The organism is Halomonas sp. SCS19, assembly GCF_040147015.1.
GTDB classification, from domain to species: domain Bacteria; phylum Pseudomonadota; class Gammaproteobacteria; order Pseudomonadales; family Halomonadaceae; genus Halomonas; species Halomonas litopenaei.
Map to the genome: position 1 here is coordinate 3,567,681 of NZ_JAMSHN010000001.1, position 12,382 is coordinate 3,580,062.

A 12,382-nucleotide genomic window follows, 5' to 3' on the forward strand; every position below is an offset into this window, starting at 1 on the left:
CTGGCTAGCCCTCGACGACTCCTGGTTACAGGGAGTCGCGTTGCGACAGGGCGTAGTCGATAAAGGCGCGCTCGGCGCGTGACAGGTAGCCCTGTGGCTGCCAGGCCAGCGACAGGGTCAGCCAGGCGGCGGGGTCAAAGGACACCGCCGACAGGTCATCTTCCTCGATCACCCGACGCAGAAAGGTGGTGATGCCAAAGCCCTGGCGGACGATGGCCTTGGTCAGCGGGATCAGATTCGACTGGAACGTCAGGCGGGGCTGGATATCCAGCCGTCGGGCCATGGCGTCGACAAACTCGCGGTGAAAATAGCCGTCCTGAAACAGCACCAGGGGCTCGCTCAGAAAGGCTTCCGGGGTCACGCTGTGGCGTGCCGTGAAGGGATGGTCCCGGGGCGTGCAGACCACCATCTCGGCACGCAGCAGGGCCTCGGTTTCCAGTTCGCAGGTACTGCCATCCTCGACCACGATTCCCAGGTCCAGCTCGCGAGCCTTGATCATTGCCTGCAGTCGGCGGGCGCCCGCCTCGATCACCGTCATGCGGATGCCAGGGTGGCGTGCGGCAAAGCCCATCAGCAGCGGCGGCAGATAGTAGGAGCCCAGCATCGAGGGGATGCCGATGCGCACTTCGCCCTTTACCAGGCCGTTGAGTTCCTTCAGCGCCAGTTCGGTGGCACTGGCGTCGGCGAGTAGCCGTCGGGCATGTTCCAGCAGCACCTCACCTTCTGGTGTCAGTCGAACACGCCGATCGTGGCGTTCGAACAGACGAGTGTCGAGGCGTCGCTCCAGGCCCGCGATGGTCTGGCTGACGGCGGACTGGGCGATGTGACGGACGCGGGCGGCGGCGCTGAAGCCGCCGTGCTCCACCACCGCGACAAACAGCGACAGCGAGCGCAGGTCAAAGGGTAGCGACATAAGCGAATGTGATGGATAGCATCATTTTCTTCTGTTGGTGTGATGGTAGTGAAGCATGGAAGATGGGCGAGGCCAACCGGAGACCACCATGATTCACGCCAATACCCCTGCCTGGCGCAGGGCGACCCTCGCCCTGTGTCTGGGCTCGATGCTGGTGTTCATCAACCTCTACGCCCCCCAGCCATTGCTGCCGCTGCTGCGCGATATCCATGAGGCTTCAACCCTGAAGGTGGGCCTGGTGATGTCGCTTGCCACCCTGACCCTGGCGCTCTCGTTGCTGGTCTACGGGCCCTTGTCCGACGCCATCGGGCGGGGCGGTATCATGCGTGCGAGCCTGTCGGTGGCAGCTCTCGCGACACTGTTGGCGGCATTTGCGCCTGGGCTCGACTGGCTGCTGGTCGCGCGCGTGCTGCAGGGGGTCGCCCTGGGAGGGCTGCCGGCGGTGGCGATCGCCTGGATGGGCGACGAGTTCTCGCCGGAGGCGATGAGTCGAGCCGTGGGGCTCTATATCGCGGCCAATACCCTGGGCGGTATCGGTGGTCGCGTGCTGGGAGGCGTCATCGGTGAATGGTATGGCGTCCAGGCGAGCTTCGTGGCGGTTGGCGGTTTGACCCTGGTAGGCGTGGCGGTGTTCTGGTGGCTGCTACCGGCGGCCAGCGCCTTTGCCCCTCAACCCTTTCGAGTGGGGCACGCCTGCCGCCAGATGCGTGGCCACCTGGCCAACCCATGGCTGCTGTCGGCCTATCTGATCGGTGGTCTCAACTTCCTGGTGTTCATCAACCAGTACAGCTACATGACCTTTCGTCTGGCCGAGGCACCCTTTGCTCTCGGACCCCGCTGGCTGGGCCTGCTGTTTCTGACCTACCTGGGCGGCACTCTGGGCTCGACGTTATCTGCCAGGGTCGTCGCCAGAGCGGGAGCGCCCGCCACCATGGGGTTGGGCGTTGTCATCATGATGCTGGCGCTGGGTCTGTCCCTGATACCGATGCTCGCCGTCATCATTGCCGCCTTGACCCTCAGCGCCTTCGGCTTCTTTCTGTGCCACGCCACCGCTTCGGGCTGGGTCGGTCGCCAGGCCCGCGAAGGACGAGGCGGCGCATCGGCGCTCTATCTGGTCTTCTACTACCTGGGGGCGAGTCTCGGGCCGCTGTGGCTCGAGCCGTTCTGGCTGTGGCGGGGCTGGCCTGGGGTGGTGGCAGCCAGCTGGCTGGTGCTGGCGACCACGGGCTGGCTGTCCTGGCGGCTAGGAAAGCGGCTGCAGCGTGTACAACACCAGCGCGTCGTCGAGCGTCGACTCGAACACGTATGAGTTCGCTACAGCGACGCGGTTGCTGATAGGTTGCAGATGCGTTGCAGAGACCGATCGACCTTGGCTCGCACCAGGGTCGATCGGTGTGTCATGACGTTGCTGTCAGCGCCGCGCCCTCAGGATGCTGCGGACGAGGCAGGCACGTCGTGGGGCATGGCTTCGTCTCCCCAGATTTCCTCGAGTCGATCAGGACGGCCGCAGGCGTTCTTGTAGAAGGTGTAGCGCACCTTGTTCTTCTGGTAGTAGTTCTGGTGATAGTCTTCGGCCGGATAGAAGGTGCCGGGATCTTCGATGGTGGTCTCGATCGGCTGGTCGAAGCGCTCGGCGATGTCCGCCTTGCTGGCCTCGGCCAGTTCGCGCTGTTCATCGTTGAGTGGCAGCAGGGCGGAGCGATAGGAATCGCCTTCATCGCAGAACTGACGGTTGGCGACGAAGGGATCGATATTGCGCCAGAAGACGTAGAGCAGATCCTGGTAGCTCACCGTGTCGCTGTCGAAGGTGACTTCCACCACTTCGGCGTGTCCGGTGCCCCCCGCGCTGACGGTTTCGTAGGTGGGATTGTCGGTGTTGCCCGCCGCATAGCCAGAGACGGTAGCCTCGACGCCATCGATCTTGTCGAAGGCGTCCTCGACACACCAGAAGCAGCCTCCAGCGAAGATGGCCTTTTTTTCGGCGGCGAGGGCGGGGGTCGTGGAAAGCACGGCACCAGTCAGCAGGCCGGCCAGCAGGAAGGTACGCTGATTGAAGGGATATCGCATTCGTAGGCTCCGTCAGGATGGCGTCATTGTAAGGTTCGAGTAGGGCAGTTCCCGGTTGGTTCAGTCATTGTGGCAGGCGCATCCTTACATGCGCTGTCGATAAGGGGATGATTTTTTGCATTTTCGGTCGTAAGGCTCGGTCGCCTGTGCGCGACTCAGGCAGACTGCTACTCTCGATTGCATCCCGATAGCCGGCCGCACAGCTCCTGGTAAGGTCATCGTCTCGTCGCAGGACGGGCGCAGGACAACGGGCGCCGCTGCTGCTGGCCACGGCTACCCATCGATCATCGACCCGATCATCGACACCAGTTGACCTAGAAGGAGACGCGGGTGACCCGTAACAAATGGATCTTGCTGGCACTGATTGCCGTCGCCGTGGTGGCGTTCTTTGTCACCGGCGCCAACGAGGCCTTTACGCTGGACGCGATCAAGGCCCAGCAGGCGCAATTTCAACAATGGTTCCACGAGGACCCCTGGACCGTGGCCGGTGGCTTCTTCGCGGTCTATATCCTGATGGCGGCGCTGTCGCTGCCTGGGGCGGGGTTGCTGACGCTGCTGGCGGGGGCCTTGTTCGGCTTCTGGATCGGTCTGGTGCTGGTGTCCTTTGCCAGTTCGCTGGGCGCGACCCTGGCCGCGGTGATCGCCCGAACCCTGCTGCGCGAGACGCTGGAGACGCGCTTCTCGCGCCAGCTGGCGCGAATCAACGGCGGCATCGAGCGCGAAGGCGCCTTCTACCTGTTCACGCTGCGGCTGATTCCGATCTTCCCCTTCTTCGTGATCAACCTGGTGGTCGGCCTGACCCGCATGCGTCTGTCCACCTTCTATTGGGTCAGCCAGCTCGGCATGCTGCCGGGTACCATGGTGTTCGTGAATGCTGGTCGGGAACTGGGTGAACTCGAGTCGCTGGCGGGCATCCTGTCGCCAGGGCTGATCCTGTCCTTTGTGTTGATCGGCTTGTTTCCCTGGATCGCCAAGGCCGTGGTGGCGGTGCTCAAGCGTCGCCGGCTCGCCGACGATTACCAGCGCCCGTCGCGTTTTGACCGGGATATCGTGGTGATCGGTGCAGGCTCGGCGGGCCTGGTGGCAAGCTATATCGCCGCGGCGGTGAAGGCCAAGGTGACCCTGGTGGAGCGCCACCGCATGGGCGGCGACTGCCTCAATACCGGCTGTGTGCCGTCCAAGGCATTGATTCGCGCCGCTCGCGCCGCCGAGGACATTCGTCGGGCGCCGTCCTATGGTGTCAGCGCCGGTGAGCCAAGCGTCGACTTCGCCGCTGTGATGGGCCACGTCCACGGCGCCATCGCCGAGGTCGAGCCTCATGATAGTCCGGAACGTTATCGGGGCCTGGGCGTCGATGTGGTCGAAGGAGAAGCCAGGCTGCTCGATCCCTGGCGGGTGCAGGTTGGCGAACAGGTGCTGACCACCCGTCACGTGATCATCGCCAGCGGTGCCCGCCCCAGAGTCCCGCCGTTGCCGGGGATCGAGGATATCGAGGTGCTGACCTCCGACAACCTGTGGGAGCTAAAGGCATTGCCGAAGCGCCTGGTGGTGCTTGGTGGTGGTCCGATCGGCAGTGAGCTGGGCCAGAGCTTCGCCCGGTTGGGTAGCCAGGTCACCCTGGTGGAGATGGGCCCGCAACTCTTGCCACGCGAAGACGAGGACGTCGCCAGGGAGGCGGCTCAGGGGCTCGAGGCCAGCGGCGTGACGCTGTGCCTGTCGACCCGGGCGCTCAAGGTGGTGGCCGGTGACGGCGATCTCCATCGACTCGAGATCGAGGTCAACGAGGCAGGCGAGACGCGTATCGAGCAACTGGAGTTCGATCAGTTGCTGGTGGCGGTGGGTCGACAGGCCAACGTCGAGGGGCTCGGGCTTGAAGAACTGGGCGTGGGCACTCGCGACAACGGCACCCTGGACGTGGATGGCGGGCTGCAGTCTGTGCTGCCCAATGTCTGGGCCTGTGGCGATGTGGTCGGGCCCTTCCAGCTGACCCATGCCAGCGCCCTCCAGGCCTGGCACGCCACCGTCAATGCCTTGTTTGGCGAGTTCAAGCGCTTCAATGTGAGCTATCGGGCGCTGCCGGCGGTCACCTTCTGTGACCCGGAGGTGGCGCGAGTGGGGCTCAACGAGCGCGAAGCCAAGGAGCAAAAGGTGCCCTTCGAGGTCACCCGCTATTCCTTGTCCGAGCTCGACCGGGCCATCGCCGAGGGCGATACCACCGGATTCGTCAAGGTGCTGACCGTGCCGGGCAAGGATCGCATTCTCGGTGCCACCATTGTCGGTGCTGGCGCTGGCGAGATGCTGGCGGAGTTCACCCTGGCAATGACCCGCGGTATCGGACTGAACAAGCTGTTGGGGACCATCCACCCGTACCCGACCCATTCGGAAGCCGTAAAGGCCGCCGCCGGGGTGTGGAAGAACGCGAACAAGCCCGAGCGGGTCCTGGGGTATCTGGAGCGTTACTTCAATTGGCGGCGAGGCGGGGGAGACGACGCCGATTCCTCAAGCCAGCCGGTGACGGGAGACCGAGCCGGTGCGAGCCCCGAGCGACACGAAGCATCGTCGCTGTCCTCTGCCCAGTCCAACGACTGAGCGAACCGCCCAGGTAGTAGCCTGGACCTGAAGACACAAGCGGTGGGCCCTGGCCCGCCGCTTGTGCTTTCCTTCTACCGAACCGACGTTTTACTGCTGACGAGACTTTTATGCTGGATCGCTGGACCATGCCCAGAACCCAGGCGCCCCTGGCGCCTCTGGTCAAGATGCTGGAGCGCTGCAAGGTGACGCCTGATCAGGTGACTCTGGCGGGATTTCTTATCGGCTTGCTGGCACTGCCGCTGCTGGCCGTTCAGGCCTATGGATGGGCACTGGCGGCGATCCTCCTCAATCGACTCGCCGATGGCCTGGACGGGGCGCTGGCGCGCCGTCGGGGTACGCCCAGCGATGCCGGGGGATTTCTCGATATCGGGCTGGACTTCGTCTTCTACGCCGCGGTGGTGCTCGGCTTTGCCCTGGCCGACAGCGAGCGCAACGCCTTGCCGGCAGCGCTGCTGCTGTTTGCCTTTATCGGCACCGGGACGTCCTTTCTGGCCTTCGCCATCATGGCGGCGCGCCATGATCTCGAGCGCCCACGCTTCCAGCGCAAGGCCTTCTACTATCTGCACGGCCTGACCGAGGGTACCGAGACCGTGCTGGCGCTGGTGGCCTTTTGTCTGTGGCCGGCGCACTTTCCTGTGCTGGCAGGGCTGTTCGCCGCGGCCTGTCTGCTGACCACCGCCACTCGGCTATGGGGCGGCTATCATACCCTCAGGGCAATCGAGCGAGGCGCTGGCGTCGAGGACAGAAGCTGATCCCCGGTCGTGGCTCGCGAGGCGAGGGGCCTTTCATCAGACGTGATACTCAGACACGCGAAAGGGCAGCCTGGGCTGCCCTTTCTCTTGACCATGCCGGCTCTTGATCCTGCTGGCGCTCGATCCTGCTGGCACCTGATCTTGCCGGCACTTGATCATGCATGCTCGTGGTGCTTCCGACGAGCGTAGCGCTGATCAGTGCTCGTGGCCGCCTTCGCCGTGCACGTGGCCGTGCTCGATTTCTTCCTGGCTGGCTTCACGGACTTCGGCGATCTCGACGTCGAAGTTCAGGTTCTGGCCGGCCAGCGGGTGGTTGCCGTCGACGGTGACGGTGTCGCCTTCGACCTGGGTCACGGTGACCATCAGCGGACCGCCCTGGGTCTGCGCCTGGAACTGCATGCCCGGCTCGATGCTCTCGACACCCTGGAAGGCGTCACGCGGCACTTCCTGGACCAGCTGCTCCTGTACTTCGCCGTAACCTTCGGCGGGGGCAACCTTGGCGTTGACCTTGTCGCCGGCGGCCTTGCCTTCGAGTTCCTTTTCCAGACCCGGAATGATGTTGCCGGCGCCGTGGAGGTAGGTCAGCGGCTCGCGGCCTTCCGAGCTGTCCAGCACTTCACCTGCATCATTGGTCAGGGTGTAGTGGAACGCGACAACGGAATTTTGCGCAATTTGCATTGATGAACCTTTGGTGAGTGCGTGTGAGGACGCATGGTAACGCGTGGGTGCTGGGGCTGTCAGGGGCGTGGGACATTTTTCACCTTGTGTGGTCATATCCTGAACGGTATTCACGCGCGCCCTCTGCCACCTTCGGGTTGTTGCGCAGTATCGGTGGTGGGGATACCCTCTTGTGAGATTTTTCGATTCTGCCTTTCACGCTTTTCTTGCGGAGCTGAACATGACGCTATTTGTGATCTGGGTGCTGGCCTTTGCGGTACTGCTGGCGGTGATGATCAAGGCCTGGGACAAGGGCCTGAGCTGTGCCCTGGACAGCCTGCTGCCGGCGGTACTGCGCAGTGACGATGACCAGTGGATCTGGTGCCCCGCCCTTGCCGTGCTGGGGGCCACCTTCATCGTCTTCCCCATCGATATGCTGATGACACTGCTGGTGATCGGCATCATCGCCCTGGTGGGCTGCAAGCTGGGCTGCTGGGTGATGGGCAAGGTCCACTAGTCGGTGGTGACGTGAATCACCTGGCGTTCACCTGGTGATCACCGAAAGGGCCCTGAGGCGGATACGCCTCAGGGCCCTTTGTATGTAACGCAGAGATGTTTGCGGCGGAGCGAAGTGCTGTTGTCGCTTACAAGGACAAGCCCCTTTCGCGAGCGCCTTCGTCAAGCCCTCAGTAGGGGGCAACACTCTGACGTGAACCGCTGCCGATCAGGCGAACACGCTGCCCCACCTGGAAGGCCTGGTCTGCCTTCTGCACGACGACCACGGTCTGGCCGCTGTCCTTGCGAATCTCCATCTCCCAGGCGTCGGTGCGGTTGACGCCTTTCTCGATCTGGTTGCCGGCCACGGCGCCACCGATGGCACCTGCGGCGGTGGCGATGGTGCGACCGGAACCGCCGCCGACCTGGTTGCCGAGCAGGCCACCGATCACCGCGCCACCACCGGTGCCGAGGATGCCGCCGGCGGAGCTTTCACCCTGGATCTGGACGCGACGCAGGGCGGTGATGGTGCCGAACTGCACGTTCTGGGCGGTCTGTGCCTGGTTGCCGGAATAGACGTTGCCCGAGTACTGATTGGTGGCGGTGCAGCCGGCAAGCACCACGACGCTCAGCGCCAGGACAGGAAGGATGGAAGTTTTCATGGCGATTCTCCTTGAATGTCTTCTGCGCCGCATTCTGAACGCATCGGTTCGGGTCACATTCGCTTGTAGTGGTACCGCACCAAAGTTCGCAAACGCTGTTCGAAAATAGTGTAACGCCTGTTTGGAGGCTTTGACAGGGCGATGGTTCCCCGGATCCAACGATGATCGGGTCTCGTCCGTCCCATGGTGGCCGTCCGCCTGTCGCCCTTGTCGCCCCGCGACTGCCACTGAGTCGCGCCGACAGCGCTTTCCTGACATTCATCATATGCCGAACCGGACCTGCCAGGCCAATGGGCATCGGAGGGAGTCGCATGGCTGCAGTTGTCGGACTCGCTGGAGCCAGACGTGCTAGTTCGAGAGTAGGCCCTTGCCAGGGAAGAAGGAAAGGCTGGCTTGGCAGGGCAAGATCACGGACAGCAAAAAGGGAGGCCAACGGCCTCCCTTTCTCACAGTCACAGGGCTCAGTGTCTGGGCTCAGTGACTGGGTGCCGCCGGCCCGCGATCCTTAGCCGAACTGGTTCATGGTGTTGTCCTTGCCGCCGGCCTTGAGCGCCGCATCGCCGTGGAAGAACTCCTTGTGGTCGTCACCGATATTGGAGCCGGCCATGTCCTGGTGGCGAACGGTGGCAATACCCTCGCGGATCTCGCGGCGCTGCACACCCGCCACGTAGGCCAGCATACCCTCGTCGCCGAAGTAGCCCTTGGCCAGGTTGTCGGTAGACAGGGCGGCCGTGTGGTAGGTCGGCAGGGTGATCAGGTGGTGGAAGATACCTGCCTCGCGGGCGGCGTCACGCTGGAAATTGCGCGTCCACTCGTCGGCCAGTTGGCCAAGCTCAGTGTCGTCGTAGCGTGCGTTCATCAGGTCGGCACGCTCGTAGGCGGAGACGTCCTTGCCTTCGGCTTCCCAGGCGTCGAACACCTGCTGGCGGAAGTTCAGCGTCCAGTTGAACGACGGCGAGTTGTTGTAGACCAGCTTGGCGCTGGGCACCGCCTCGCGGATGCGGTTGACCATGCCGGCGATCTGGCCGACGTGGGGCTTTTCGGTCTCGATCCACAACAGATCGGCACCGTTCTGCAGGCTGGTGATGCAGTCCAGCACCACCCGGTCTTCGCCGGTGCCAGGCTTGAACTGATAGAGGCCGGAGGCGAGACGCTTGACCTTGACCAGCTTGCCGTTCTGTTTGATCACCACGTCGCCGTTGTCGATATCGGAGGCCGAGGAAATCTCTTCACCGTCGAGGAAGCTGTTGTACTGATCGCCCAGGTCGCCTGGCTCGTTGGTGACCGCGATCTTCTGGGTCAGGCCGGCACCCAGGGAGTCGGTACGGGCCACGATCACCCCATCATCCACGCCCAGTTCGAGGAAGGCGTAACGTACGGCGTTGATCTTGGCGATGAAGTCCTCGTGGGGCACGGTGACCTTGCCGTCCTGGTGGCCGCACTGCTTCTCGTCGGACACCTGGTTCTCGAGCTGGATACAGCAGGCACCGGCCTCGATCATCTTCTTGGCCAGCAGGTAGGTGGCCTCGGCGTTGCCGAAACCGGCGTCGATGTCGGCGATGATCGGCACGATGTGCGTTTCGTGGTTGTCGATCTGGTTGGTCAGATCGTCGACCTTGGCGCTGTCACCGGCTTCCTTGGCTTCTTCTCGGGCACGGAACAGGTGGTTGAGCTCCCAGGTATCGGCCTGGCGCAGGAAGGTGTAGAGCTCTTCGATCAGCGATGCCACGCTGGTCTTCTCGTGCATGGACTGGTCGGGCAGCGGACCGAACTCGCTGCGCAGGGCGGCGACCATCCAGCCGGACAGGTAGAGGTAGCGGCGCTTGGTGTTGCCAAAGTGCTTCTTGATGGAAATCAGCTTCTGCTGACCGATGAAGCCGTGCCAGCAGCCCAGTGACTGGGTGTAGTTGGCGGTGTCGGCGTCGTAGGCGGCCATGTCCTCGCGCATGATGGCGGCGGTGTAGCGAGCGATGTCGAGACCAGTGCGGAAACGGTTCTGCACGCGCATGCGGGCGGCGCTTTCCGGATCGATGTTGTCCCACTTGCCGCGCTGGGCTTCACGAAGCTGGGTCAGGGTCTTCAGTTCTTCACGAAAGGTCATGATCGGGCCGTCCTGATGTTGAATCGACTGTTTGGTTCGACGTTCTGATACGACTTGCCTGGCATCCATGGTCAGGGGCGGTGTCGGGGCGGTCGCTTTCGACCGGCCTTTGGCTCCAGTGGCTTGCAGGCTCTTGCGGTTGGCGTCATTGCAAGAGGATCGACTGCTTGCCATGCCATGCTGCACCTGCGAAGTGTAGTCAGGTTCCTGCACCTTGGCCGAGAAGTCTTTACGGCCTTGGTCGAATCTTGGCGGAACGGTAGAGGTCGACTACAAAGTGAGCGATCTGACTCGCCATCGAGGTCTGTCCGCTGCGCCATGGTTGTGACTATGGCCCACAGCGGCGGGGGTTCGCCATTGGTACTTGGGGGGACAAGGCGTTGTAGTCCGACTACAGGAAAGCGCCGTAGAGGCACATTCCTGTAGTCGAGTTTCCTGAACGGAGGAGTTGACGGAGAGGTCAGTCGTTCAGGGAGAGGGTCATATTGCGATGCGGAATGCCGGCGTCGAGGAAGATATCTCCTTCGGCGCGGAAGCCCAGGGCTTCGTAGAAACCGAGCGCATGGGTCTGGGCGGCGAGCTCGACGCTCGAGTGACCACGCTGTCGCGCAGCCTCGATGGTGGCGCGCATCAGCGCCACGCCGACGCCGAGTCCCCGGGCTTCGGCAAGCACCGCCACGCGACCGATATGGCCATCGGGCAGCAGTCTCGCCGTACCCAGTACACGCTCGTCCTGGCTCGCCAGGAAATGCAGGCAGTCAGGATCGAGGCCGTCCCACTCTTCCTCGATCGGCACCTGTTGTTCGATGACGAAGACGCGATAGCGAATGTCACCGGCCGCTTCGCCAAGTTGTTCCCAGCTTCCCTGTTCGATCACCACCTCAGGCATCGTCGTCCTCCATGTCGTCGACCGGCCAGCCAAGGCTGCCGGCGTCGAACAGCCGTGTCAGCACCTCGGCGGCGCCGGGGTAGTCGAGCAGCGAGGCGTCGAACTCGCCGCGGTTGGCGATCTCGCGGGCCAGCGCCAGATCGCAGTCGATGCCGTCGCCGTCGGCAAACAGGGTGGCCCGGTCGTCCGCCAGGGCGTGCCAGGCGAAGCGAGAGCCCGGCGCGGCCACCAGCACCTCGCCTTCCTGTAGTGCAGCGACAAGCTCGTCTGGCGCCGTCGGTGTCTCGCTGGGCTCGAGCTGGTCCACGTACTTGGGCTGGGTCATCACCCGGCCGAACCACTGGGCCATCTGGGCTGGATCGTCCAGGGTCTCGAGGATCAACTGGCGCATGCGTGACAGCGCCGCCTGATCGAGTTCGCCCGGGTCCTCGGCCGGGGTCATGCCGGCATCGCCGTAGCGGCGAGAGGGGGGTTGCTGCTCACCCAGGTAGTCGGCGAAGGAGGTGATCGCCTCGTCCGCCGAGGGGGCGCGAAAGCCCACCGAGTAGGTCATGCAGTCATCGCTCTGGCTGACCCCGTGGTGCGCCCAGCCGGGGGGCAGGTAGAGCATGTCGCCGGGCTCCAGCACCCAGTCCTGATCGGCGTTGACCTCGAAGGTCTCGAGGATGCGCAGGTCGATGCCGCGCAGGATCGGGGCGTCATCGGCCACCTTGCCGCCAAGCTGCCAGCGGCGCTGACCACTGCCCTGGAGCAGGAAGACATCGTACTGGTCCAGGTGCGGGCCGACGCTGCCGCCTGGCGGCGCGTAGCTGACCATGATGTCATCCAGGCGCCAGCGCGGCAGAAAGGTGAAGTCCTCCAGCAGGGCGGCGACCTCCGGCACATAGTGATCCACCGCCTGTACCAGCAGGGTCCAGTCGCGCTCCGGCAGGCGGGCGAAGGTGGCCTCGTCGAAGGGGCCGTGGCTGACCTGCCAGGGTCCGTCGGGGCCCTGTTCCTCGACCAGGCGTGCCTCGATATTGTCCTCGCAGGCGAGCCCGGCCAGTTCGTCTGGCGTCAGCGGGTTGTCGAAGTCGGGAAAGGCGCCACGGATCAGCAGAGGTTGCTGCTGCCAGACATCGCGCAGGAACTCTGCCGATGTCAGGCCGCCCAGCAGGGTGAGGGGGGTATCAGTTGACATGAGGAATCCTGATGGTGATTGGGAGTAGCGGGCTCGGTATCGGCCCCGGCCCCGAAGAGAGGGCTCCAGAAACG

11 protein-coding genes are annotated in these 12,382 nt (G+C 63.8%); 4 read left to right on the forward strand and 7 right to left on the reverse strand.

Annotated elements, in window-relative coordinates:
* Positions 1–25: 25 nt before the first annotated feature.
* Positions 26–913, reverse strand: a complete 888-nt coding sequence (locus NFH97_RS15410) for a LysR family transcriptional regulator (RefSeq protein ID WP_108133253.1) — start codon at positions 911–913, stop codon at positions 26–28.
* A gap of 88 nt (positions 914–1,001) precedes the next feature.
* On the opposite strand from NFH97_RS15410, the gene NFH97_RS15415 reads away from it, so the two are divergent.
* The gene (locus NFH97_RS15415) at positions 1,002–2,222 is read left to right on the forward strand and encodes an MFS transporter (RefSeq protein ID WP_108133321.1); all 1,221 of its coding nucleotides are present in this window, start codon (positions 1,002–1,004) and stop codon (positions 2,220–2,222) included.
* A 116-nt stretch (positions 2,223–2,338) separates the two neighbouring features.
* Here the strand turns inward: NFH97_RS15415 and msrA are convergent, their stop codons facing one another.
* Complete coding sequence (gene msrA, locus NFH97_RS15420; protein WP_108133254.1) at positions 2,339–2,980, reverse strand: peptide-methionine (S)-S-oxide reductase MsrA; 642 nt, start codon at positions 2,978–2,980, stop codon at positions 2,339–2,341.
* A gap of 330 nt (positions 2,981–3,310) precedes the next feature.
* Here msrA and NFH97_RS15425 point away from each other — a divergent pair, with 330 nt between their 5' ends.
* Entirely contained in the window at positions 3,311–5,569 is a 2,259-nt protein-coding gene (locus NFH97_RS15425; RefSeq protein ID WP_349625084.1) for a dihydrolipoyl dehydrogenase family protein, read from the forward strand.
* A 110-nt stretch (positions 5,570–5,679) separates the two neighbouring features.
* Positions 5,680–6,324 carry a CDP-alcohol phosphatidyltransferase family protein gene (locus tag NFH97_RS15430; RefSeq protein WP_108133256.1) on the forward strand — a complete coding sequence of 215 codons (645 nt, stop codon included), beginning with the start codon at positions 5,680–5,682 and terminating at the stop codon, positions 6,322–6,324.
* 195 nt (positions 6,325–6,519) lie between these two features.
* Here NFH97_RS15430 and NFH97_RS15435 read toward each other — a convergent pair whose 3' ends face one another.
* Positions 6,520–7,002 (reverse strand): FKBP-type peptidyl-prolyl cis-trans isomerase, encoded by a 483-nt coding sequence (locus tag NFH97_RS15435; RefSeq protein WP_045992921.1) that lies wholly within the window; start codon positions 7,000–7,002, stop codon positions 6,520–6,522.
* 220 nt (positions 7,003–7,222) lie between these two features.
* Between NFH97_RS15435 and NFH97_RS15440 the strand changes: the two genes are divergently transcribed.
* Positions 7,223–7,498 carry a hypothetical protein gene (locus NFH97_RS15440; RefSeq protein ID WP_349625085.1) on the forward strand — a complete coding sequence of 92 codons (276 nt, stop codon included), beginning with the start codon at positions 7,223–7,225 and terminating at the stop codon, positions 7,496–7,498.
* A 169-nt stretch (positions 7,499–7,667) separates the two neighbouring features.
* Here the strand turns inward: NFH97_RS15440 and NFH97_RS15445 are convergent, their stop codons facing one another.
* From NFH97_RS15445 to NFH97_RS15460, 4 genes are all read right to left on the reverse strand, one after another.
* Complete coding sequence (locus NFH97_RS15445) at positions 7,668–8,138, reverse strand: outer membrane lipoprotein (RefSeq protein WP_108449068.1); 471 nt, start codon at positions 8,136–8,138, stop codon at positions 7,668–7,670.
* A gap of 505 nt (positions 8,139–8,643) precedes the next feature.
* Positions 8,644–10,239, reverse strand: coding sequence for an isocitrate lyase (locus tag NFH97_RS15450; protein ID WP_108133257.1), 1,596 nt, complete (start codon positions 10,237–10,239; stop codon positions 8,644–8,646).
* Positions 10,240–10,699: 460 nt separating this feature from the next.
* Entirely contained in the window at positions 10,700–11,128 is a 429-nt protein-coding gene (locus NFH97_RS15455) for a GNAT family N-acetyltransferase (RefSeq protein ID WP_108133258.1), read from the reverse strand.
* Positions 11,121–12,308 carry a cupin domain-containing protein gene (locus NFH97_RS15460; protein WP_108133259.1) on the reverse strand — a complete coding sequence of 396 codons (1,188 nt, stop codon included), beginning with the start codon at positions 12,306–12,308 and terminating at the stop codon, positions 11,121–11,123. Before NFH97_RS15460 ends, NFH97_RS15455 begins: the two co-directional genes overlap by 8 nt.
* Between the last annotated feature and the right edge of the window lie 74 nt (positions 12,309–12,382).

Coding starts and splice junctions, on each gene's coding strand:
- NFH97_RS15410 (WP_108133253.1), bottom strand. CDS start 913: ATGTCGCTACCCTTTGACCTGCGCTCGCTGTCGCTGTTTGTCGCGGTG.
- NFH97_RS15415 (WP_108133321.1), top strand. CDS start 1,002: ATGATTCACGCCAATACCCCTGCCTGGCGCAGGGCGACCCTCGCCCTG.
- msrA (WP_108133254.1), bottom strand. CDS start 2,980: ATGCGATATCCCTTCAATCAGCGTACCTTCCTGCTGGCCGGCCTGCTG.
- NFH97_RS15430 (WP_108133256.1), top strand. CDS start 5,680: ATGCTGGATCGCTGGACCATGCCCAGAACCCAGGCGCCCCTGGCGCCT.
- NFH97_RS15435 (WP_045992921.1), bottom strand. CDS start 7,002: ATGCAAATTGCGCAAAATTCCGTTGTCGCGTTCCACTACACCCTGACC.
- NFH97_RS15440 (WP_349625085.1), top strand. CDS start 7,223: ATGACGCTATTTGTGATCTGGGTGCTGGCCTTTGCGGTACTGCTGGCG.
- NFH97_RS15445 (WP_108449068.1), bottom strand. CDS start 8,138: ATGAAAACTTCCATCCTTCCTGTCCTGGCGCTGAGCGTCGTGGTGCTT.
- NFH97_RS15450 (WP_108133257.1), bottom strand. CDS start 10,239: ATGACCTTTCGTGAAGAACTGAAGACCCTGACCCAGCTTCGTGAAGCC.
- NFH97_RS15455 (WP_108133258.1), bottom strand. CDS start 11,128: ATGCCTGAGGTGGTGATCGAACAGGGAAGCTGGGAACAACTTGGCGAA.
- NFH97_RS15460 (WP_108133259.1), bottom strand. CDS start 12,308: ATGTCAACTGATACCCCCCTCACCCTGCTGGGCGGCCTGACATCGGCA.